Genomic DNA, 21,175 nt, shown 5'->3' on the forward strand with positions numbered 1-21,175 from the left:
CTCCGCGGTTCCGTCCGGCCGCGCGCCGTAGCCCCACCGGTTCGTCGCCGCCCGCGGCCCGGTGGGGCTTCTCGCGCAGTTCCCCGCGCCCCTGAGATGCGCACTCCGTGCGCGATCTCATCGGGCGTCGGGGCATCGCTCAACGGGCGTAGTGACCCCGGACCTTCGTGTACGCGTCCGGGGCGGAGCCCACCGCGTCCAGGCCCAACAACACCGACCCCAGAACGGGCGGCTCCGTCACGACGCGGGGGCGGGCCTTCGGGGCCTGCGCGGACAGCAGCTCCCCGATCCGGCGATCCAGCAACGCGTGCCGCGCCGCGAGGACCGACCCCCCGAGCAGCACCGGAACCTCCGCCTCCAGCAGGTCGAGCCGCCGCAGCGCCACCACCGACATGGCCACGATCTCCTCGGCCATCCGCTCCACGACGCTCCGGGCCACCGGATCACCCTCGGCGGCGACCGCGAACAGCACGGGCGTGCACTCGTGCCGCCGCGCCACGGAGATCCGCCCCAGATGCATCGCCTCGATCAGCGCGTACATGGACCCGAGCCCGAAGTGCGCGGGCAGCGCCCGCATCAGGGCCGTCGGCTCGCCGCGCCCGTCCTCGGCCCGCGCCGCGAACCAGAGGGCCTCCTCGGCGAGGCCGCCCCCGCCGCCCCAGTCCCCGGAGATCTTGCCGATGGCGGGGAAGCGGGCGGTGCGCCCGTCGGGCAGCATGCCGACACAGTTGACGCCGGCCCCGCAGACGACCGCGACGCCGCGCGGCTCCGCGTCCTCCAGGAGCCCGGCCCGCAGCACCGCGAACGTGTCGTTGCGCACCTCCACCCGGTCCGCCGCCGACCAGCCGCGCCGCCGCACCTCGGCCGCCAACTCCCGCTCCTCGACGGGCAGGTCCGCGTTGGCCAGACACGCCGAGACATGCTCGACCGCGTCGGCGCCGGCCTGCGCGAAGGCCCGCCCGACCACCTCCGCCAGCACGTCGACGGCCTCGCGGACGCCGACCCGGGGCGGCTGGAACCCGCCGCCGCGGGCCTCGGCGACGACGGTGCCGTCGGCCGCGACCACCGCGACGTCGGTCTTGCTGTTGCCCGCGTCGATGGCAAGGACGCTCATGCCCACGCGAGGTGCTCCCGGTTGTGCGCGATCAACTGGTCGGTGAGCCGGTCGGCGTACTCGATCTGGCCGATCAGCGGGTGGGCGAGCAGCGCCCTGAAGACCCGGTCCCGGCCGCCGCGCAGGGCCGCCTCCAGGGCCAGGTCCTCGTACGCGGTGACGCTGGCGATCAGCCCCGCGTACAGCGGGTCGAGCGCCGGGACGGGCAGCGGGCGCGCGCCCTTGGAGTCGACGGCGGCCTGCACCTCGACGACGGCGTCGTCGGGCAGGAACGGCAGCGTGCCGTTGTTGTACGTGTTCACGACCTGGTGCGGGGAGCCGCCCCCGCCGAGCAGCGACGCGGCCAGGTCGACCGCGGCCTCGCTGTAGAACGCGCCGCCGCGCTTGGCGAGCAGCGCCGGCTTCTCGTCGAGCGTCGGGTCCCCGTACATCTGGAGGAGTTCGCGCTCCATCTCGGCGACCTGCGCGGCGCGGGACGGCTTGGTGCGCAGCTCGGAGACCACCGCGTCGTGCTGGTAGTAGTAGCGCAGGTAGTACGAGGGGACGACGCCGAGCCGGTCGACCAGCGGGCGCGGCATGTGCAGGTCCTCGGCGATCGCGTCACCGTGCTCGGCGATCAGGCGCGGCAGCACGTTCTCGCCGTCCGGGCCGCCGAGCCGTACGCCGAGCTCCCACGTGAGGTGGTTGAGGCCGACGTGGTCCAGGTGGACCTCGCCCGGCGTCACGTCGAGGAGCTTCGCGAACTTGCGCTGGAAGCCGATGGCCACGTTGCACAGGCCGACCGCCTTGTGTCCCGCCTGGAGCAATGCCCTTGTGACGATGCCGACCGGGTTGGTGAAGTCGATGATCCAGGCGTCCGGGTTGGCGCGCCGGACGCGCTCGGCGATGTCCAGGACGACCGGCACCGTGCGCAGCGCCTTGGCGAGGCCGCCCGCGCCGGTCGTCTCCTGGCCGACGCAGCCGCAGTCCAGCGGCCAGGTCTCGTCCTGGTTGCGTGCGGCCTGACCGCCGACGCGCAGTTGCAGCAGCACCGCGTCGGCGCCGGCGATGCCCGCGTCCACGTCCGACGTGGTGCGGATGACGCCGGGGTGGCCCTGCCTGGCGAAGATGCGCCGGGCGAGGCCGCCGACGAGTTCCAGACGGTCCGCCGCGGGGTCGACGAGGACGAGCTCCTCGATCGGCAGCGTGTCCCTCAGCCGCGCGAATCCGTCGATGAGTTCGGGGGTGTAGGTCGACCCTCCGCCGACCACAGCGAGCTTCATATCGGTTCTCAGCCCTTTACTCCGGTGAGGGTGACGCCTTCGACGAAGGCCTTCTGTGCGAAAAAGAAGACGAGGATCACGGGAGCCATGACCAGCACGGTCGCGGCCATCGTCAGATTCCAGTCGGTGTGGTGCGCGCCCTTGAAGGACTCCAGGCCGTAACTCAGCGTCCAGGCACCCGGGTTCTCGGACGCGTAGATCTGCGGCCCGAAGTAGTCGTTCCAGGCGTAGAAGAACTGGAACAGTGCCACGGCGGCGATGCCGGGCTTCGCCATCGGCAGCACCACCCGCACCAGGGTCTTCAGCTCGCCGCAGCCGTCGACCTTCGCGGCGTCGAGATATTCGTTCGGGATCGTCATCAGGAACTGCCGCAGCAGGAAGATGGAGAACGCGTCACCGAAGGCCATCGGGATGATCAGCGGCCACAGCGTGCCGGACAGGCCCAGCTGCTTGGCCCAGAACAGATACATCGGGATGACGATGACCTGGGGTGGCAGCATCATCATCGAGATGACCAGCATCAGCGACAGGTTCCGGCCCCGGAAGCGGAACTTGGCGAGCGCGTACGCCACGGGGATCGAGGACGCGACCGTGAGAACGGTGCCCAGACCCGCGTAGATCAAGGTGTTGCGCCACCAGGTCAGGAAGCCCGGGGTGTCGAAGACCTTCCGGTAGTTGCCCCACTCCCAGGTGTGCGGGATCAGGTCGCGGCTGAGCGCCTGGCTGTCGCTCATCAGCGACGTCAGCACCACGAACACGAAGGGAAGCACGAAGAAGAGCGCGGCGGCGATGCCGAGCGCGTGGACGGCGATCCATTGGAGGAGAGCGCGGCGCCGTGCGCTGCGCGCGGCGGGCGTGACCGGGGTCTCCAACCGCACTGGTTTGTCGAGTAGTTGAGTCATGATCGGTCAGTCACCTGCCTGCATGAGGCCGCTCTTGCGGCGCATCAGCAGAGCCGTGAACGCCATGGAGAGGGCGAAGAGAACCAGCGCGACCACGCAGGCCGAGCCGTAGTCGAACCGCTGGAACCCGAGGTTGTAGACGAGCTGCGGCAGCGTCAGTGTCGACTTGTCCGGATAGCCGGGCTCGAACTGGGTGCCCGCTCCCTGGATGACACCGGAGGCGACCTTCCCGGCGACCAGTGGCTGCGTGTAGTACTGCATCGTCTGGATCACCCCGGTGACGACGGCGAACAGCACGATCGGCGAGATGTTCGGCAGCGTCACGAAGCGGAACCGCTGCCAGGGCGACGCCCCGTCCAGCTCCGCCGCCTCGTACTGCTCCTTCGGGACGTCGAGCAGCGCGGCCATGAAGATGACCATCAGGTCGCCGACGCCCCACAGCGCGAGCATGGTCAGTGCCGGCTTGGACCAGGACGGGTCGTTGAACCAGCCGGGCGCCGGGAGGCCGATCGATTCGAGGATCGAATTGGCCGGCCCGGTCCCGGGGTTGAGCAGGAACGCGAACGCCATCGTCGCCGCCACAGGCGGGGCGAGGTAGGGCAGGTAGAAGAGCGTGCGGAAGACCCCGACGCCCGTCTTGATCTTCGTGATCAGCATGCCGATGCCGAGCCCGAACAGCACCCGCAGGCTCACCATGACGACGACGAGCCACAGGGTGTTGCGCAGGGCGGGCCAGAACAGCGGGTAGTGCTGGAAGACGTAACTCCAGTTCTTCAGGCCGCTGAACGTCGGCGGCCTGAAGCCGTCGTAGTGCATGAAGGAGAAGTAGACGGTCGAGATCAGCGGGTACGCGAAGAAGACCGCGAAGCCGATCAGCCACGGGGACATGAAGGCGGCTGTGGTCAGCGCCGAGCGGCGCCGTTTCGCACGCAGCACGTGGGTGTGGGAGCTCATCTGTCCTACTTGGCCTGTGCGATGTCGGTGTCGATCTGGGCGGCCGTCTTCTTCAGGCCCGCCTTGAGGTCGGTGACCTTGCCGGACTCGTAGTCGTAGCCGAACTGCTGGATGGTCGCGAGGTAGGTGCCGCCGTTGACGGAGGCGGGCGTCGTCGTGGAGCCGGGGTTCGCGGCGATGTCGAGGAACGTCTTGTAGCGCGGGTCGTACTTCAGCTTCGGCGACTTGAGCGCGGCCAGCGTGGACGGCACGTTGTGGATGTCGTTGGCGAAGGAGACCACCGCATCCGTGTCCGTGGTCATGTGCTTCAGCAGCTCCCAGGCGGCGTTCTGCTTCTTGCTGGTGGCCGCGATGCCCGCGATGGTGCCGGTGATGTAGCCCTTGCCGTACGTGTCCGCCTGGTCGTCGGGGACCGGCAGCGGCGCGATGCCGATCTCGAACTCCGGCTTGGTGTTCTCGGCCATGCCGAGCCGCCACTCGCCGTCGAGCTGCATGGCGACCTGACCGGTGTGGAACGGGTGCTTGGGGCCCCACTCGTCACCCAGCTTGGAGCGGTACGTCTCCAGCTTCTTGAAGCCGCCGAGCGTGTCGACGAGCTTCTTCTGCAGCGTGAAGCCCTCCTCGAACGCGGGGTCCTCGGCGAGATGCGACTTGCCGTTCTTGTCGAAGTACGTCGGTGAGAACTGGCCGAAGTAGTGCTCGGTCGTCGACTCCCAGCCGTGGTAGTTGGGCATGAAGCCGAGCTGCTTGTAGCTGTCGCCGTCGTCGATCGTCAGCTTCTTGGCGTCCTCGGTGAACTCGGTCCAGGTCTTCGGCGGGTTCTTGATGCCGGCCTTCTTGAAGGCGTCCTTGTTGTAGTAGAGGCCGTACGCGTCGCCGAGGAGCGGCGCGGCGCAGCGGTTCCCGTCGAACTGGGTGTACTCGTTCATCGCCTTCGGGAACGTCGTCGCCGGGTCGATGTCCGACTTCTCGAAGAACGGGTTCAGGTCGACGAGCGCGCCGGACGAGCAGAACTTGCCGACGTTGTTCGTGGTGAACGACGAGATGACGTCGGGGGCCTTGTCGCCGCCGGCGCGCAGCGCCTGGTTCATCTTGTCGTCGGTCATCCCGCCGACGACGTTGACGTGGATGTTCGGGTGCGCCTTCTCGAACCCGGAGACCATCGACTTCACGGCCTTCAGCTCGGACGGCTCGGACCATGCGTGCCAGAAGTTGATCGTCGTCTCCGCGGACGCGTCGTCGTCCGCGCCGGACGAGGAGGTGCCCGTACAGGCGGTGGCGAACAGCGCGAGGGACGCGGTCGCGGCGAGCGCGGCGGCTGTGGGGCGACGAGCGGGCATGACGGAGTCTCCCTTGGGCAGGACGGAGTCGGGGTGGGGCCGGAGGCGAAGGAGGAGGGGTTGCTCAGGTGGTGCGCGAGGTGTCGAAGACGGTGGCGCGGGCCTGGGTGAGGGCGGAGCGCAGCGCGCCCGTGAGGATGGGGTCGCCGTCCAGTTCGCTGATGCGGAGCAGGGGGCGGGGGAGGGCGAGCCCGGTGAGCTCCTCCTCGACGCGGGCGCGCAGGGCGTCGCCGCCCGCCTGGGCCACCTGCCCGGACAGCACGACGAGTTCGGGGTCGACGACGGCGACGATCGCGGCGAGGCCGGTGGCGAGCCGCCGGGCGACCTCGTCGAGCACGCCGTCGACGGCGAACGCGGCGCTCAGGTCCTCGACCCCGCCCGCCAGTTGCCGCACGGCGGGGGAGGCGACGAGGCTCTGGAAGCCGCCGCCCGCGTCCTCGCGCGCGTAGGCGCCGGTGCCGCCGCGGGCGAGCGGGGCGCCGGGCAGCGGCATGTAGCCGATCTCGCCGGCGCCGCCGGTGGCCCCGCGCAGGAGGGTGCCGTTGAGCACGATGGCCGCGCCGACGCCCTCGTCGACGTAGGCGAGCACGAAGTCGTCGTGGTCCTGGGCGGCGCCCTCGTACTGCTCGGCGACGGCGGCGAGGTTCACGTCGTTCTCGATGGAGACGGGCGTGCCGAGGACCTCGGCGAGTTCGGCGTGCAGGGTGCGGGAGTGCCAGCCGGGCAGGTGCGGGGCGTAGCGGAGTTCGCCGGTGCGGGGGTCGATGGCGCCCGGGGTGCCGATGACGGTCGCGGTGAGGTCGTCGTGCCCGAGCCCGGCCTGCTCCAGCGCGCCGTCGACGGCCTCGGCGACGAGGCGCGCGGTGCGGTGCGGGACGTCGTCGGCGAGCGCGTGCGCCTCGACCCGGCAGCGGCCGCGCTCGGTGCCGGTGATGTCGGCGACGACGGCGGTGAGGCCGGTCGGGTCGGCGGACAGCCCGGCGACGTGCGTGGCGCCGGGATCGATCTCGTACAGCGTCGCGTTCGGCCCGGGCCGGCCGGTCTGGCTGCCGGTGGTCCGCACGAGCCCGGCCGCTTCGAGCCGCCCGAGGATCTGCGAGGTCGTCGGCTTGGACAGGCCGGTCAGCTCGCCGATGCGGGTGCGGGTGAGGGGCCCGTGGGCGACGAGCAGATCGAGCGCGGCGCGGTCGTTCATGACGCGCAGTACGCTCGGCGTCCCGGGGGTCCCGGCCATGTCCTGCCTCCTCGGCGCACTGTTAGGAAAGTTTCCTATTGGATGCGGGCAAGGTATGGCGCGGGTGAAGGGGGCGTCAATAGGGGGCGGCCCCGGGGCAACCAAGTCGTTACCCGGGCAGGGGCGGCGAAACGCGTTGCCCGGGGTTCGGCGCCCGTGCGAGCATTCAGGTCTGATGGACACAACTGAGCTGACACAAGCCCGAATTGAAGCCCGGACCGAGGCCGGCGTCGAGGCCCGCATCGAGGACGGGGCCAACCTCCTGGTCGCTCCGGCGGACCTGCACGGCCACGACGCGTTCAGGGACTTCTTCGGAGCCGTGATCACCCCGGAGGAGCTCGCGTCGGACGCGCCCGACCTCGCCGGGAAGACCGTGTACCTGAGCGGCGACCTCGCCGCGATCAGCGCCTCCCGCCTGCGCGCGGCCGACCGGGTGTTCGTCGTCGGTGAGCTGTCGCGGGGCGGTGCCCAGGACGCGGACGCCTCCTGGCCCGTCGTCGACGCGGGCCGGGTTCCCGTACGCGTGCACGGCGTGGGCGTCTTCTACCGGCGCTACTTCGCGCTCGACGACGACCACTTCGGCCGGATCCGCGCCGAGCACACGTTCCAGTCCCTCACGGAGTCCGACAAGGCGGGCAGCGCCCACCGCAGCGGGATCTACCTGACGCCCGTCACGCGCGACGACGACGGCGCGCTGCACTTCCGCCTGCTCCGGTGCTCCACGAACCTGTCGGGGCCGACCGAGGGCTTCGGCCCGGCCGACACCGAGATCGTGGGGGCGCTCAACCGCGAGGCCGCGGACGTCTTCCGGGACCACGCGCCGCTCAACCACGTCCTCGCGCAGACCTACCACAACACCGCCGCGACGCCCGAGCGCAAGCAGTCCAAGGCCAGGATCTCGTCCCACGCCGACAAGACCAAGGACATGCCGGTCAACGGAGTCATGGCCTTCTGCACCTTCTACGAGGGGCTCGACAAGCTGGAGCCCATGGCCGACGACCCCTTCGACCACGGGGTGAAGCGCGCCAGCGGACTGACCCGGCTCCACTTCCGCCTCAAGGACCCGGCCGCCGAGCGCGACGAGGCAGCGCTCCCGGACCGGTTCACGCTGACCCTCTATCCCGGCTCCGTCTTCTTCATGCCGCTGTCGACCAACCGCCTGTACACGCACGAGATCCGGCCGGCGGCGCTGGACGCTGAGCGGCTTCCGACGCGGCTGGGGTACGTCGTGCGCTGTTCGGGCACGGAAGCCGTGCACAAGGACGGCCGGACGTACCTCCGGAAGGCGGCCGGTGACCTGGTCGAGCTGGAGCAGCCCACCGAGGCGGGCATGGAGGAGCTGCGCAGCCGGTACGCGGCGGAGAACCGGACCACGTCGTTCATCGAGTACGGCGACGCGTTCCTCTTCAGCATGAACGCGGGGGACTACCTTGCCCCCCGGGCCTGACCTCGCGGACGCCGTCCGCTCGTACGCCCTGCCGGCCGAGGAGAACCCCTTCGCGGAGCTGTTCTCCTCGGTCGACTGGGAGGACGTGGGCAAGGGCCGGCTGGGCGCCGTCCTGACCCGGCCCGACGAGACGGGCGGGGTCCCGCTCGTGCGCACCACCACGCGGTACGACCGCCCGGCGCAGCGCTTCCGTGCGGTCCACGAACGGCTGGCACGACGCATCCAGGAAGCCGCCGGGCTCCCCACCACCCTCGACAACGCCCTCATCGAGAGCTACACGAACGCCTACTCCAAGATGGGCGCCCACTCCGACCAGGCCCTCGACCTGGCCGAGGGGTCGTTCATCGCCGTCTTCTCCTGCTACGAGCATCCGGAGGCGGGCCCGCCGAGGAAGCTGATCGTCGAGCCGAAGGCCGACGGCGGTTCCGAACCTGGGCCGCACACGATCCCCCTCGCCCACAACACCGTCCTCGTCTTCTCCGTCGAGACGAACCGCCGCCTGCGGCACCGCATCGTCCTGGACACCCCCGACCGGTCCGTGGAGAATCGCTGGCTGGGCGTGACCTACCGGACCTCGAAGACCCGCGTCCGCTTCCGCGACGGCCACCCGCATCTCCCGGGGGCCACCCGCCTCACACGGGCCGACGAGGAGCAGCGCCGGGAGTTCTACGCGCTGCGCCGCCGCGAGAACAGGGAGACGGACTTCGCGTACCCGGAGCTGACGTACACGATCAGCGACAGCGACCTGCTGCCCCCCGTGTGAGCGCGGAGGCCGTCCCGCCGTTCCGGTCAGCCGGTGAAGGCGCCCGCGGCGAGGAGCTTGTCGATGCGGGCGCGGTGGTCGGCCTCCCAGTCGTCCAGCGACTGGTCCGCCTCCTTCGCCAGCTTGGCCCGGGCGGCGGCCAGGATCTCGTCCGCGCGCTCGCCCGGCACGGCGACGACGCCGTCCTCGTCGGCGACCACGATGTCGCCCGCCGCGATCGTCACGCCCCCGCAGCGCACCGGCTCGTTCAGCGGTGTCACGGCCTTCTTCGCGCCCGGGATCGGCACGACGCCGCGCGCGTACACCGGGAAGCCCGCCTCGCGGATCTCGGCGATGTCGCGGATCACGCCGTCCAGGACGAACCCGGCGACGCCGCGGCGCTGGGCGACCGCGCACACGTTGCCCCCGGCCAGGGCGTACTCCAGGTCCCCGGACTCGACGACGATCACCGAGCCCGGGGCGGCGCGGTGGATCGCGGCGTGCAGCATCAGGTTGTCGCCGGGCGGGCAGCGCACGGTGAACGCGGGCCCGGCCAGACGCGGGCCCGGGCCCCACAGCGCCCTGATGCCGAGATCCAGCACCTGGTCGCGGCCGAGCAGGTCGGCCAGCGTGGTCGTGGGGATCTCGGTGAAGGTCATCGCGGCACTCCAAGCAAGGGACAGGAAGGCAGGGACAGGACGGCAGGGACAGGACGGGAGAGGAAGGTACCGGCGCGGCGAAGGGCCGCGCACCCGAGGGTGCGCGGCCCTTCGAGGCCTCCAGGAGACAAGGCCCCCGAGAACGCAGAAGCCCGGATCGATGGTCAGGCGGAGATGCCTTCGATCCGGGCCAGGGCCTCGTCCGCGCCGAACGGCTGCAGGTACGGCAGCCAGCGCGGGTCCCTATGCCCGGTCCCGATGATGCGCCAGGCCAGACCGGTGGGCGGGGCCGGCTTGTGGCGCAGGCGCCAGCCGATCTCCACCAGATGCCGGTCCGCCTTCGTGTGGTTGCAGCGTCGGCACGACGCCACCACGTTGTCCCAGGCGTGCTGTCCCCCGCGGCTGCGCGGGATCACGTGGTCGACGCTGGTTGCGACGCCACCGCAGTACATGCAGCGGCCGCCGTCACGGGCGAACAGCGCCCGCCTCGTCAGAGGAACGGGCCCCCGGTAGGGGACCCGGACGAACCGCTTGAGCCGGACCACGCTGGGTGCGGGGACGGTACGTGTCGCGCTGTGCATGAAGGCGCCGGACTCCTCGAGGCAGATGGCCTTGTTCTCGAGGACGAGTACGAGCGCGCGGCGGAGCGGTACGACGCCGAGAGGCTCGTACGACGCGTTGAGGACCAGGACATGCGGCACGGATGCCTCCTTGTACGCCGGCGGCGCGTGGCTCGCGCCGGGACGATCTCGTAGTCAGTCTCCCCTCATGCCTGGTCATGGCGCCACCATGTCCACGTAACGGGCTGGGAGTGTTTTCGACCACATGTCGACCGCATTCCGTTCATCCCCAGGTGAGCACGGTCTCTCCCTCGAACATGACAACGATCCACACACAATGCCCCGTTAGTGTGGTGGGTCTGCCCGCTCCTGTTCCCTGAGCCGCGTTCCCCCGAGGCGGGCAGATGGCAACGCCTGGAGGTACCCGCCGTGATCTTGTCCGTCCTGTCGGCCGCGGACGCCGACACCCAGCCCACGCTCAAGGACGCCCAGGAGCAGGCCGGGCAGGCCGCCAGCTGGGTCGAGCAGAACTGGTCCACGTGGCTGGGCATCGGACTGCGCATCCTGCTGATCGTCGTGATCGCCGCCGTCCTGCGCGTCGCGATACGGCGGGCCATCACCAAGCTGATCGACCGCATGAACCGCACGGCCCAGGCCGTGGACGGCACCGCGCTCGGCGGCCTGCTGGTCAACGTGGAGCGCCGGCGGCAGCGCTCGCAGGCCATCGGCAGCGTGCTGCGCTCCGTCGCCTCGTTCGTCATCCTCGGCACCGCCGCCCTGATGATCCTCGGCACCTTCCAGATCAATCTGGCCCCGCTGCTGGCCTCGGCCGGTGTCGCCGGTGTCGCGATCGGTTTCGGCGCGCGCAACCTCGTCACCGACTTCCTCTCCGGCGTCTTCATGATCCTCGAGGACCAGTACGGCGTCGGGGACACGGTCGACGCGGGCGTCGCCTCCGGCGAGGTCATCGAGGTCGGCCTGCGGGTCACGAAGCTGCGGGGCGCCGACGGCGAGATCTGGTACGTGCGCAACGGCGAGGTCAAGCGGATCGGCAACCTGTCCCAGGGCTGGGCGACGGCCGGTGTCGACGTCACCGTCCGCTCCGACGAGGACCTCGACAAGGTGCGCGCCGTGCTGACCGAGGTCGGCGAGGACATGAGCAAGTCCGAGCCGTGGAACGAGATGCTGTGGGGCCCGGTCGAGGTCCTCGGCCTCGACAGCGTGCAGCTCGACTCGATGGTCGTCCGGGTCAGCGCCAAGACGATGCCGGGCAAGGCCCTGTCCGTCGAGCGCGAGCTGCGCTGGCGCGTGAAGCGGGCCTTCGACGCGGCCGGCATCCGCATCGTCGGCCGCGTCCCCGAGCAGGCGGAGGCGGCGGAGGGCGACCCGTCGGCCGGTATGTCGGCCCCGTCGGCGTACGCGTCGACCACCTCGCCGCAGTCCCTGGCCACCGCGCCGATACAGCCGAACCTGGCGAAGTAGACACACGCGCGTACGACGCGCCTGGGGGCGCCCGGAGTCTCTCTCCGGGCGCCCCTTCGTGCGTGTCCGGCTCAGGCGACCCGGAGCTGCTCCGGGCTCAGCGAGCGGGTCAGGAGCGGCAGCGCGGTCGCCGCCGCGAGCAGACAGACCGCGAACACGGCCACCGGCACCAGGAGCGGCAGCGCCCACGGCACGGGCATGTGCAGCAGGAACGCGTACGCCACGTGGATCGCGGTGCCGCCGACCGTGGCCAGGACGAGGCCCGGTGCCAGCGGCAGCGCCGTCTCCAGGAGCAGCGCCCGGGTCAGCACCCGGCGCGGCACCCCGGCCGCGGCCTGCGCGGCGAGCGCCCGGCGCCGCGTGGACAGGGACTCGGCGGTGCCCACGGCGAGCCCGGCCAGGCTGATCAGCAGGGCGACGCCGACGGCCGCGGCGGTCAGCCACAGGCCGAAGGTGTAGTAGCCGATGTCCATGCCGAGCGTGCCCGCGGCCTGCGAGCGGTGCAGCCCCTCGACGAAGATCTCCGCGATCCCGGCGAAGCCCACCCCGACCACGGTGACCAGCACCAGCGTGGCGTGGCTGCGCGAGGCCGCCCAGGGGTCCTCCTGGAGCCGGTGCGCGGCCAGCAGCACCGAGGGCCGCTCGGTGCGCGCCCCGAGCCGCCGCCCGACGGTCCGCGCCGACGCCCCGGCGGTCCAGATCGCGGCGGCACCGGTGAGCACCACGGTTCCGATCACGAACAGCGGCAGCGAGGTCGTCGAGCCCTGCCGGCCGCCGAGCAGGACGAGCGCCGCCGCGGCCAGCACCACGAGCGCGGGCACCGCGAAGCCGAGCACCGGGCCGGGGCCGCGCCCGGGCCGCTGCCGTCGCACGGTGCCGAGCGGCGAGGCGACGACCTTGCGCAGGGCGAACGCGCTCACCAGCACCCCGAGCACGGGCATGGCGACGACCATGGCGGCGGCCGCGATCAGCGCGCTGTCGCCGTTCCAGGCGCCGAACCCGGTCACGGGCTCCATCCGCCAGACGCCGACCCCGAACCCGGCTGCGGCGATCAGCGCGCCCGCCAGGCAGGCGCCGCCCGTCTCCAGGGCCGCGATCCGCCGCACCTGGCGCGGCCCGCCCCCGGCGAGCCGCAGCGCGGCCAGCCGCCGGTCCCGGTGCACGGCGCCGACCCGCGCGCACTGCCCGAGGAAGCCGAGCACCGGCACGAGCAGCAGGACGAGGGCGGCGATCACTCCGTGCCGGGTCCCGGCGCCGTCCAGCAGCCCGTTGCCGAAGGGGAAGCGGGCACGGTCCGAGGTCGCGACCAGCGTGAGCGCCGCCCCGCCGAACCCGCTCGCGGCGGTCGCCCCGAGCACGGTCAGCGCCGCCCGGCGCCGCTCCAGGCGGTCCGCGCCGCGCGTCAGCATCCGGGCGAGGCGCAGATCGGAGAGAAGGCTCACAGGGCCGCCTCCGATCCGGCCGGGACCTCCACGGCACCGGTACCGGCACCGGAGGCGTCCTGCACCTCCCCGTCGTGCACGCGCACCTCCCGGTCCGCGTAGGCGGCCACCTGGGCCTCGTGCGTCACCAGAACCACCGCCGTGTGCGTCTCGCGGGCCAGGTGGACCAGCGAGGTCAGGACCTGCTCGGTGGCGAGGGAGTCCAGCGCGCCCGTCGGCTCGTCCGCGAAGATCACCTTCGGCTCCGTGACTGACGCGCGGGCCAGCGCGACCCGCTGCTGCTGGCCGCCGCTCATCTCGCCGGGCCGCAGCTCCCGCTGCCCGCGCACCCCGTACCGCTCCAGCCAGGCGTCCGCCTCGGCCCGCGCCGCCGCGCGCGGGCGGCCCGCGAGCAGCAGCGGCAGCGCCACGTTGTCCAGCGCGGTCAGCTCCGGGACGAGCTGGCCGAACTGCAGGACGATGCCGAACTCGGTGCGGCGCAGCTCGCTCAGCCGCTCCGCGTCCAGCCCGTCGAGCCGCCGCTCCCCGTACGTCACCGTGCCCGCGTCTGGGCGGACCAGGCCGGACAGGCAGTGCAGCAGCGTCGACTTCCCGCTGCCGCTGGCACCGGTGACGGCGAGGACCTCTCCGGCCGCGACCGTGACGGTGGCGCCGCGCAGCGCGGGCGTCCTCCCGTACGTCTTGGTCAGGCCTTCGGCTGCCAGGAGTGTGCTCATGCTGAGGTGACCTCCGCGGTCAGTGTGGTGAGCCGGGCCGCGGTGGTGGTCATCCAGCGCAGGTCGGCGTCGAGGTGGACGAGGGCGTAGTCGGCGGACAGGACGGCCGTCAGATCGGCGCCCGGGGCGGTCTTCACGGCGGTGAGCTCACGCATCCGGGCCATGTGCGCCTCCCGCTGCTCGCGCAGCTGGGCGGCGGGATCGGCGCCCCGGCCCGCGAGCAGGATGGCGACGACGACCTTGGCGAAGATCTCGTTGGCGACGTGCGGGGCGGGCGGGGTGAGCTCCCCGGCCCAGCCGAGCAGCTCGCGCGTCCCCTCCTCCGTCGCGCGGTACAGGGTGCGCTCGGGGCCACCGTCGGAATCGGTGCCCTCGACCTCCACGAGCCCGTCGCGGACCAGCCGCTGGAGCGTCGTGTAGACCTGCGCGTACGCGAGCGGGCGGGCCTGCGGGAACCGCTCGTCGTGGCGTCGCTTCAGCTCGTAGCCGTGGCGCGGCTCGGCGACGAGCAGGCCGAGCAGAACGTGGCGGGTACTCATGAGGATCAGTATGTACGCGGTATAGGTACTGAGTACATAGTCGAGCGCGACGCGGCCCAAAGTGGGAATGATGATTCCGGTTACCCGGCGAGCGCGGGAGCCCGGCTAGTGGCCCGGGGCCACCGCGTACGCCTCCACCGACCACAGCGAGATCCCGTACTTGGTCGCCCGCTTGTCGCCGACGACCCGCACGAACCGCGTGTCCTTCGCGTCCATCCGCACCGACTCACGCCCCCCGCGCCCGTCCCGCACGGTCGCCGCCGTGCGCCAGGTGCGGCCGTCCCCGGACGTCTGCACGCGGTACGCCGCCGGGTACGCGTCCTGCCAGCGCAGCACCACCTGCCCGAGCCGGACCGGCTCGGCCAGCTCCACCTGCCACCACGCGCCGTCCTCGGCGGGCGAGGACCAGCGGGTGCCCGCGTCGCCGTCGCTGGCCCCCGAGGCCGGGAAGTCGGCCGTCTCCTCCGCCGACGCGGACGCCTTGCCGGCCCGGGCCAGATCGGGGCCCGCCGTGCGCGGGAAGGCGCGGACCGCGACCGTGCGGGTCTCGTCGCCGAACGTCAGTGGGATCTCGTAGACCCCGGCCGGGGTGCCCGCCGGGACCGACACCTCCACGGGCACGTCGACCCGGGCGCCGCGCGGCAGCTCGGACCGCTTCGGCGTGCGCACCTCGATACCGTGCGGGGCCTTCGCCGTCACGGTGCCGCGCACCCCGCCGGGCCGCTGCGACGTGAGCCGCGCCGTCACCCGCTGCGCGCCGCCGCCGATCTCCGCGTCCGCCTCGGTGCGGGCCAGCGAGAACGACGCCGCCGGGGCGTCCGCGTACCAGGGGACGATGCGCTCGACCCGGCCCGCGTCCCCGTCCGCACCCGTCACCCGGATCCCGTCGGCGAGCGTCTTGCGCGCGTCCAGCTCCGTGAAGCCGTCGTCCGCGACCGCGCCGAGCCGCTTCCAGCCCTCGCCCGGCACATGGATCTCCACCGTGCCGCCGGTGCCGGGCTCACTGAGCACCGTCACCGTGGACAGGGCGCGCCGGCGCGGCAGTTCGGCCCCGGTGCCGTGCGCCGCGTCGGCCCGGTCGGTGCCCGCCCACGCCTCGAACGCCCGCTGCGCCCGGTCCAGGAACGGATCGAGCACGCCCCTGCCGACCGTCACCCGGCTCCGCTTCAGCTCCGTGCGCAGCGCCCCGAGCCGCTTCGAGGCCCGCCACGCCGCCGCGCCGTCCCCGCGCTCCGTCGCGTCCAGCATGTCGACGGCCGTCTCGCCCGCCGCGCCGTACCGGCCCAGCTTGTCGCTCCACGGCCGCACCTCGGCGTCCAGGACGGTCGAGTCGAGCGTCTGCGGGGTGCGCCGCATCACCGTGAACGCGCCGCGCAGCTCCTTGGCCGCCCGCGCGTTCCGCTTCGTGTCCGACGTCGTACGGGCCCGCCAGAACTCGGCGAGCAGCGGCTTCAGGTACGCCGACTCGTCCGCGCCGAGGACCGACGAGGCGTCGTTGCCCGCCAGCGCGGTCAGCGCCGCCTCCGTGCCCGGGTCGCCGCCCGCGAGGTCGTCGATCGCCGCCTTCCAGGACTCCTGGGGGCGGTAGTCGCGCGGGTTCCACGCGTAGTCCGCGGTCGTGAACAGCGGGATCCGGGACGCCGCCGGCTGCTCCATCGCCGTCGCGAGGACCGCCGCCGAACCCGAGGCCACCGCGGGCTCCCGGCCGGTGTACGGGCCGAGGAAGATGCGGTCCTGCGCGTAGTCGTTGACCGGGTAGTTGTCCATCGTCAGCAGCTGGTGCGCGGCGCCCGAGGAGCTGAACGCCCGCCGGGTGCGGTCCAGTTCGCTGCCCGTGATGGTGCGCGGCACCACGCCGACGCCCGTCCAGGCGACCTCCACGCCGTCCGCCAGGTCCGCGGCGAGCGCCGTGCGGTACGCGGTCGAGCCGTCCTGGAAGTACTCGGTCGGCATCAGCGAGAGCGGGGTGCCGGGGTGCCGGTCCGCCAGGTGCCGGGCCACCGCGTTCGCGACCTTCGCCTGCGCCCGCGCCGCCGCCTTCGGCCCGGAACCGAACTTCTTCGCGTCCGCCGAGCAGTGCCACTCGCTGTACGACACGTCCTGGAACTGGAGCTGGAACGCCCGCACCCCGAGCGCCCACATGGCGTCCAGCTTGCGGTTGAGGGCCTTGACGTCGGCGTCCGACGACATGCACATCGCCTGGCCCGGCGCGACGGCCCAGCCCAGCGTCACGTGCTGGGCGCGGGCCCGCTCCGCGAGCCGGCGGAAGGCGGCGCGCTGCTCCGCCGGGTACGTCTCGCGCCAGCGCGCCTGGCGGTACAGGTCGTCGCCCGGCGCGTACAGATAGCGGTTCTGCTTGGTGCGGCCCATGAAGTCGAGCTGCGCCAGGCGCTGCTCGGTCGTCCACGGCGTGCCGTAGAAGCCCTCGGTGAGCCCGCGCACGGCCGTGCCCGGCCAGTCCCGCACGACGACCCCGGCGACCTCGCGCCCGTCGACCAGCTGCCGGAAGGTCTGTGCGGCGTGGAACAGGCCGTCGGCCCCCACGCCCTCCATCGCGATCACCGGCCGGCCCCCGGCGCGTCCGGCCGCGAGCCGGTAGCCGCCCGCGGGCAGATCGCCGCGGGCCGTCGCGCCGAGCGCGCGCAGCGTCCCCTCCAGAGAGTCCGGCGGACCCGTGCGGGGGTCGCGGGCGGCGGGCACCCGCGTGCGGTCGCGCGGCTCGGCCGCGCCCGTGTGCACCACGAGCCCGGCGCCGTCCGGCACGTCCGACGCCGAGGGGGCCTGCCGCACGTCCCGCGCCCCGGCGCCGCGCAGCGTCTTCACGATCAGCTCGACGGCGTACGGGTCCGAGCCCGGCGGCACCACGAGCGTCACGCTGTCCGGGACCCTGACCTTGTCGCCCTCGCCGTCCGCCGCCCGGATCGACTGGGGGCGCGGCCACACCGCCGGCAGGCCCGCGTCCGACTCCGTCTCCGGCTTGCCCGCGGTGGTGTGCGGGGACGGGGGAGCGGCCACCGCCGTGCCCGTCGCGCCGAGCGTCCCCGCGATGACGGCGACGGCGACGGCGGCCGCCCTCCTCCTGCGCCGGAGCTGCACGGCTTACTCCCTCGTGGGTCGGCGGACGCCGGTCGGTGGACGACCGCTGGTGACGGTCGGTGGGACAGGAGCGTCCCAGGGTGACTACCGAGCCCACCACTGTCCGGGCCGGAGTGTCAACGCCCGTGGCCGTTGTGCCGCAATTGCCCTGTCGGGCGAGGTGGGGCGGCCGCAGGACTTCCGGTTTCGCGGGGTCTGTGGCCGCGATCCTTTCGTCGTGGACAATGTGACCAGCGACACGTCGGACCCCCGGAAAGGTCTGCGATCGCGAGCGCTGGGTAGGGCTCGGGACTCACGGAGGTCCAGGACGGACCCACGACGATGACGATGAAGGAGGCCCCCGTGGCCGCATCGGCACACCTTCTGCTCTCGGCCCTGTCCAAACAGGCGCACCTCTCGATGCCCGACGCGATGCCCGGCACCGACACCACCACCTGCTCCTCCGAGGCGCCGCTCACGAGCGAGCCGCCCTTCGCGGACTACGCCCCGCTGACCTCCGAGCCGCCGCTGGCCGACCTGGCCCCGCTCACCTCCGAGCCGACCCCCAGCGGCCTGGCCGCGGGGTGAACCTGACCCGCCTCGCCGCCCACCACGGCGTGGCCACCTCCTACGCCCCCGCCCCGGGGCGCACGATCCGCACGCCCGACGCGACGGTGACGGCGGCGCTGGCCGCTCTGGACGTGGACGCCTCGGCCCCGCGCCCGACCGCCCCGGAGCCCCTGCTCCCGCCGACGGTCGTGTGGTGGCTGGACGGCACGCCCCCGGCCTGGCAGCACCGGCTCCCCGAGGGTTCGAGCTGGTCCCTGACGCTGGAGGCGGGCGAGGCGGGCGAGGCGGGCGAGGCGGGAGTCTCGGGTGAGGTGGGAGGTGCGGGCGGCGCGGGAGATACGGGAGACCGGGCCGGGCCGGGAGGTGGCGGTGAGCCGCCGCCCGGGGTGCACACGCTCCACGTCCGCACCGCCGACGGCCGCACCGCCGACGTCCACCTGATCGCCGCCCCGCCCCGGGCCCCGCTGCCGCCCGGCCGGACCCACGGGCTCCTCGTGCAGCTCTACTCCCTGCTCTCCGCCCGCTCCTGGGGCATGGGGGACCTCGGCGACCTGGCCGACCTCGCGGCCTGGGCGGGCCGCACCCACGGCGTCGGCTTCCTCCAGGTCAACCCCCTGCACGCGGGCGGCCCCGGCGACCCCTCCCCGTACAGCCCCAGCTCCCGCCGCTTCCCGGACCCCGTGCACCTGCGCGTCGAGGAGATCCCCGAGTACGCCTACGCGGGGGAGCGGGCCGGCGACCGGAAGGAGGCGGCGCGGCTGCGGCACGCCGTGCTCGACGACGGGGAGCCGATCGACCGGGACGCTGTGTGGGAGCTGAAGAAGCGGGTCCTCGAGGAGATCCACGGCGTGCCGCTCCCGCCGGGCCGCCGCGCCGCCTACTGCGACTACCTCTCCGAACAGGGCACCGCCCTGGAGGACCACGCCACCTACCTCGCCCTCGCGGAGCGCCACGGCCCCGACCGCCGCACCTGGCCCGCCCCGCTCCAGGACCCCCGCTCGCCCGAGACGGCCGAGGCCCGCCGCGCCCTGCTCGACCGCGTCGACTTCCACAGCCGTCTCGCCTGGCTCACCGACACCCAGCTCGCCGCCGCCCAGCGCGCGGCCCGCGAGGCCGGCATGGGCGTCGGGCTCGTCCACGACCTGGCCGTCGGCGTGCACCCGGGCGGCTCCGACGCCTGGGCGCAGTCCGACGTCTTCGCCCGCGGCATGAGCGTCGGCGCGCCCCCGGACGCCTTCAACGCCGCGGGCCAGGACTGGGGCCTGCCCCCGTGGCGCCCCGACCGCCTCGCCGCCGGCGGCTACGCCCCCTTCCGGGCCCTGCTGCGCGCCCTGATGCGGCACGCGGGCGCCCTGCGCATCGACCACGTCATGGGCCTGTTCCGGCTCTGGTGGATCCCCGAGGGACGGCCCCCGACCGAGGGCACGTACGTGCGCTACGACGCCGAGGCCATGCTCGCCGTGCTGGTCCTGGAGGCGACGCGCGCGGGCACGTACGTCATCGGCGAGGACCTCGGCACCGTCGAGCCGGGCGTGCGCGAGACGCTGCGCGAGCGTGGGGTGCTCGGCACGAACGTGCTCTGGTTCGAGCGGGACTGGGAGGGCGACGGGCGGCCCGTGCCGCCGGAGAGCTGGCGCGCCGACTGCGTCGCCACGGCCACCACCCACGACCTGCCGTCCACCGCGGCCCGTCTGTCCGGCGACGACGTGCGGCTGCGCGAGCGGCTGGGCCTCGCCGGTGAGAGTCCCGCGCGGGCCGCGGCCGAGACGGCCGAGTGGCTCGCCCTGTTCGCCCGGCTCGGACTGCTGCCCGGCGGCGCGGAGTCGGGCGAGGAGGAGGCGGTGCGGGCCGTGCACCGCTTCCTGGCCCGCACCCCGGCCCGGCTCGTCGGCATCTGGCTCCCCGACCTGGTCGGCGACCGGCGCCCGCAGAACGTCCCCGGGACCTGGGACCAGTACCCGAACTGGCGCCTCCCGGTGGCCGGCCCCGACGGCGGTCCCGTCACCCTGGAGGCCCTGACCGCCTCTCCCCGGGCCCACGCCCTCCTCGCCGAGTTCCACCCGCACGGCCACTTATAGGCCCCCCGGACGCGCGACCCGTTCGCGCGTTCGCTACGTTGGCACCGTGGACAAGAAGAACGCCCTGCGCGCCGGCGCCCTGGCCTCCGGTACGACGCTGATGATGCTGCTCATGTCGTCCCCCGCGCTCGCGCTGACGCGCGACGACGGCGACGACCCGGGTCAGGGACTGAGCGTGATCGAGACGCTCGGCCTCTACGTGGCCGCCCCGATCGTCCTGTTCCTGGTCATCGCCGGTCTGGTGATCATCGGCGACAAGTCCCGCAAGCAGCAGAAGCAGGGCTGACCCGCAGAGTTTCCCCGCCGAGGGCGCCCGCCGCGACACTGTCGCGACGGGCGCCCTCGGCGCGTTCCCGGGGTTTTCAGGGCCGCTCCGCGGTGAGGTAGCGCTGCACGGTCGGGCCGAGCCAGTCCACGATCTGCTCGGGCTCCAGCGCCACGCTCCCCGGGAACCGCAGCACGTACCGGGTCAGCGCCATTCCCAGGACCTGTGACGCGCACAGCGCCGCCCGCGCCGGAGCCTGCGCCGGGTCCGGGCAGGTGCCCAGGACCACCGGCACCAGCTGCTCCCGCAGTACCCCCTGCATCCGCTCGGCGGCCGCCGCGTCCGTGACGCCCGCCCGCAGCAGCGCGGTGAGCACCTCGTTCTCCTCCCACAGCGACAGGAAGTGGCGCACGAGGGTCCGGCCGAGCTCGTCGCGCGGGATCGACCCCGGGTCCGGCAGGCTCAGCTCGATCGTGACCGCCGCCGCGAACAGCCCCTCCTTGTTGCCGAAGTAGCGCATCACCATCGACGGGTCGATCCGCGCGTCCCGCGCGATGGCGCGGATCGTCGCCTTCTCGTACCCGTCCGCCGCGAAGCGCTCCCGCGCCGCCGTCAGGATCGCGGCGCGCGTGGCGTCCGACCGCCGGGCCGCCGGTTCCTTGGCCACCTGCTCGGATTCCTGGCTCACCTGCTGGTTCCCGCTCATGCCAACAAACGTAGGCCAACACCCGTTGACACGTCCAGTGCCCGGCTCTACGTTTGCCTACAAGCGTTGACCCACAAACGTTGGCCAA

At 73.0% G+C, this 21,175-nt stretch carries 19 protein-coding genes; 6 read left to right on the plus strand and 13 right to left on the minus strand.

Annotated features, from left to right (window positions below):
- Positions 1 to 139: 139 nt before the first annotated feature.
- The 6 genes from ACIBTU_RS11335 to ACIBTU_RS11360 all read right to left on the minus strand — a co-directional run bounded on the left by ACIBTU_RS11335 (position 140) and on the right by ACIBTU_RS11360 (position 6,806).
- On the minus strand, positions 140 to 1,114 hold the full coding sequence (locus ACIBTU_RS11335) for an N-acetylglucosamine kinase (protein WP_399125757.1): 975 nt from the start codon (positions 1,112 to 1,114) through the stop codon (positions 140 to 142).
- On the minus strand, positions 1,111 to 2,376 hold the full coding sequence (locus ACIBTU_RS11340; protein ID WP_399125759.1) for a 6-phospho-beta-glucosidase: 1,266 nt from the start codon (positions 2,374 to 2,376) through the stop codon (positions 1,111 to 1,113). The genes ACIBTU_RS11335 and ACIBTU_RS11340 overlap by 4 nt, the downstream gene beginning before the upstream one ends.
- An 8-nt stretch (positions 2,377 to 2,384) precedes the next feature.
- Positions 2,385 to 3,278: a carbohydrate ABC transporter permease gene (locus ACIBTU_RS11345; RefSeq protein WP_399125760.1), complete on the minus strand. Its 894-nt coding sequence runs from the start codon at positions 3,276 to 3,278 to the stop codon at positions 2,385 to 2,387.
- 6 nt (positions 3,279 to 3,284) lie between these two features.
- On the minus strand, positions 3,285 to 4,232 hold the full coding sequence (locus tag ACIBTU_RS11350) for a carbohydrate ABC transporter permease (protein ID WP_399125761.1): 948 nt from the start codon (positions 4,230 to 4,232) through the stop codon (positions 3,285 to 3,287).
- A 5-nt stretch (positions 4,233 to 4,237) separates the two neighbouring features.
- Positions 4,238 to 5,572, minus strand: coding sequence for an ABC transporter substrate-binding protein (locus tag ACIBTU_RS11355; RefSeq protein ID WP_399125762.1), 1,335 nt, complete (start codon positions 5,570 to 5,572; stop codon positions 4,238 to 4,240).
- Positions 5,573 to 5,636: 64 nt separating this feature from the next.
- The gene (locus ACIBTU_RS11360) at positions 5,637 to 6,806 is read right to left on the minus strand and encodes an ROK family protein (RefSeq protein WP_399125763.1); all 1,170 of its coding nucleotides are present in this window, start codon (positions 6,804 to 6,806) and stop codon (positions 5,637 to 5,639) included.
- A gap of 175 nt (positions 6,807 to 6,981) precedes the next feature.
- Between ACIBTU_RS11360 and ACIBTU_RS11365 the strand changes: the two genes are divergently transcribed.
- Together ACIBTU_RS11365 and ACIBTU_RS11370 are read left to right on the plus strand one after the other, a co-directional pair.
- Entirely contained in the window at positions 6,982 to 8,253 is a 1,272-nt protein-coding gene (locus ACIBTU_RS11365) for a hypothetical protein (protein ID WP_399125764.1), read from the plus strand.
- On the plus strand, positions 8,237 to 9,016 hold the full coding sequence (locus ACIBTU_RS11370) for an alpha-ketoglutarate-dependent dioxygenase AlkB (protein WP_399125765.1): 780 nt from the start codon (positions 8,237 to 8,239) through the stop codon (positions 9,014 to 9,016). The genes ACIBTU_RS11365 and ACIBTU_RS11370 overlap by 17 nt, the downstream gene beginning before the upstream one ends.
- A gap of 26 nt (positions 9,017 to 9,042) precedes the next feature.
- On the opposite strand, the gene ACIBTU_RS11375 is transcribed toward ACIBTU_RS11370, so the two are convergent.
- A complete protein-coding gene (locus tag ACIBTU_RS11375; RefSeq protein WP_399125766.1) occupies positions 9,043 to 9,654 on the minus strand; it encodes an RraA family protein in 612 nt (203 codons plus the stop codon).
- Positions 9,655 to 9,818: 164 nt separating this feature from the next.
- Positions 9,819 to 10,355, minus strand: a complete 537-nt coding sequence (locus ACIBTU_RS11380) for an HNH endonuclease (protein ID WP_188338904.1) — start codon at positions 10,353 to 10,355, stop codon at positions 9,819 to 9,821.
- Between the two features lie 288 nt (positions 10,356 to 10,643).
- On the opposite strand from ACIBTU_RS11380, the gene ACIBTU_RS11385 reads away from it, so the two are divergent.
- A complete protein-coding gene (locus ACIBTU_RS11385; protein WP_399125767.1) occupies positions 10,644 to 11,696 on the plus strand; it encodes a mechanosensitive ion channel family protein in 1,053 nt (350 codons plus the stop codon).
- Positions 11,697 to 11,767: 71 nt separating this feature from the next.
- On the opposite strand, the gene ACIBTU_RS11390 is transcribed toward ACIBTU_RS11385, so the two are convergent.
- The 4 genes from ACIBTU_RS11390 to ACIBTU_RS11405 all read right to left on the minus strand — a co-directional run bounded on the left by ACIBTU_RS11390 (position 11,768) and on the right by ACIBTU_RS11405 (position 17,489).
- The gene (locus ACIBTU_RS11390; RefSeq protein WP_399125811.1) at positions 11,768 to 13,105 is read right to left on the minus strand and encodes an FtsX-like permease family protein; all 1,338 of its coding nucleotides are present in this window, start codon (positions 13,103 to 13,105) and stop codon (positions 11,768 to 11,770) included.
- A gap of 29 nt (positions 13,106 to 13,134) precedes the next feature.
- Positions 13,135 to 13,854 carry an ABC transporter ATP-binding protein gene (locus ACIBTU_RS11395; protein WP_399125768.1) on the minus strand — a complete coding sequence of 240 codons (720 nt, stop codon included), beginning with the start codon at positions 13,852 to 13,854 and terminating at the stop codon, positions 13,135 to 13,137.
- Positions 13,851 to 14,393, minus strand: a complete 543-nt coding sequence (locus tag ACIBTU_RS11400; RefSeq protein WP_399125769.1) for a PadR family transcriptional regulator — start codon at positions 14,391 to 14,393, stop codon at positions 13,851 to 13,853. Before ACIBTU_RS11400 ends, ACIBTU_RS11395 begins: the two co-directional genes overlap by 4 nt.
- Before the next feature lie 105 nt (positions 14,394 to 14,498).
- Positions 14,499 to 17,489 (minus strand): beta-N-acetylglucosaminidase domain-containing protein, encoded by a 2,991-nt coding sequence (locus tag ACIBTU_RS11405; protein ID WP_399125770.1) that lies wholly within the window; start codon positions 17,487 to 17,489, stop codon positions 14,499 to 14,501.
- Positions 17,490 to 17,831: 342 nt separating this feature from the next.
- On the opposite strand from ACIBTU_RS11405, the gene ACIBTU_RS11410 reads away from it, so the two are divergent.
- From ACIBTU_RS11410 to ACIBTU_RS11420, 3 genes are read left to right on the plus strand one after another with little or no spacing between them, the layout of a single operon-like run.
- The gene (locus ACIBTU_RS11410; RefSeq protein WP_399125812.1) at positions 17,832 to 18,056 is read left to right on the plus strand and encodes a hypothetical protein; all 225 of its coding nucleotides are present in this window, start codon (positions 17,832 to 17,834) and stop codon (positions 18,054 to 18,056) included.
- Positions 18,053 to 20,116: a 4-alpha-glucanotransferase gene (gene malQ / locus ACIBTU_RS11415; RefSeq protein ID WP_399125771.1), complete on the plus strand. Its 2,064-nt coding sequence runs from the start codon at positions 18,053 to 18,055 to the stop codon at positions 20,114 to 20,116. The genes ACIBTU_RS11410 and malQ overlap by 4 nt, the downstream gene beginning before the upstream one ends.
- A gap of 46 nt (positions 20,117 to 20,162) precedes the next feature.
- Positions 20,163 to 20,402 (plus strand): hypothetical protein, encoded by a 240-nt coding sequence (locus ACIBTU_RS11420; RefSeq protein WP_399125772.1) that lies wholly within the window; start codon positions 20,163 to 20,165, stop codon positions 20,400 to 20,402.
- A 76-nt stretch (positions 20,403 to 20,478) separates the two neighbouring features.
- On the opposite strand, the gene ACIBTU_RS11425 is transcribed toward ACIBTU_RS11420, so the two are convergent.
- Complete coding sequence (locus ACIBTU_RS11425) at positions 20,479 to 21,087, minus strand: TetR family transcriptional regulator (protein WP_399125773.1); 609 nt, start codon at positions 21,085 to 21,087, stop codon at positions 20,479 to 20,481.
- Positions 21,088 to 21,175 lie beyond the last annotated feature (88 nt).

This window comes from Streptomyces sp. NPDC050145 (assembly GCF_044460245.1).
Classification (GTDB): Bacteria; Actinomycetota; Actinomycetes; order Streptomycetales; family Streptomycetaceae; genus Streptomyces.

Bases quoted from the DNA above. Each gene is read 5' to 3' on its own strand.
- ACIBTU_RS11375 (WP_399125766.1), bottom strand. From the start codon at position 9,654: ATGACCTTCACCGAGATCCCCACGACCACGCTGGCCGACCTGCTCGGC.
- ACIBTU_RS11340 (WP_399125759.1), bottom strand. From the start codon at position 2,376: ATGAAGCTCGCTGTGGTCGGCGGAGGGTCGACCTACACCCCCGAACTC.
- ACIBTU_RS11345 (WP_399125760.1), bottom strand. From the start codon at position 3,278: ATGACTCAACTACTCGACAAACCAGTGCGGTTGGAGACCCCGGTCACG.
- ACIBTU_RS11365 (WP_399125764.1), top strand. From the start codon at position 6,982: ATGGACACAACTGAGCTGACACAAGCCCGAATTGAAGCCCGGACCGAG.
- ACIBTU_RS11350 (WP_399125761.1), bottom strand. From the start codon at position 4,232: ATGAGCTCCCACACCCACGTGCTGCGTGCGAAACGGCGCCGCTCGGCG.
- ACIBTU_RS11395 (WP_399125768.1), bottom strand. From the start codon at position 13,854: ATGAGCACACTCCTGGCAGCCGAAGGCCTGACCAAGACGTACGGGAGG.
- ACIBTU_RS11400 (WP_399125769.1), bottom strand. From the start codon at position 14,393: ATGAGTACCCGCCACGTTCTGCTCGGCCTGCTCGTCGCCGAGCCGCGC.
- ACIBTU_RS11425 (WP_399125773.1), bottom strand. From the start codon at position 21,087: ATGAGCGGGAACCAGCAGGTGAGCCAGGAATCCGAGCAGGTGGCCAAG.
- ACIBTU_RS11335 (WP_399125757.1), bottom strand. From the start codon at position 1,114: ATGAGCGTCCTTGCCATCGACGCGGGCAACAGCAAGACCGACGTCGCG.
- ACIBTU_RS11355 (WP_399125762.1), bottom strand. From the start codon at position 5,572: ATGCCCGCTCGTCGCCCCACAGCCGCCGCGCTCGCCGCGACCGCGTCC.
- ACIBTU_RS11360 (WP_399125763.1), bottom strand. From the start codon at position 6,806: ATGGCCGGGACCCCCGGGACGCCGAGCGTACTGCGCGTCATGAACGAC.
- ACIBTU_RS11390 (WP_399125811.1), bottom strand. From the start codon at position 13,105: ATGCTGACGCGCGGCGCGGACCGCCTGGAGCGGCGCCGGGCGGCGCTG.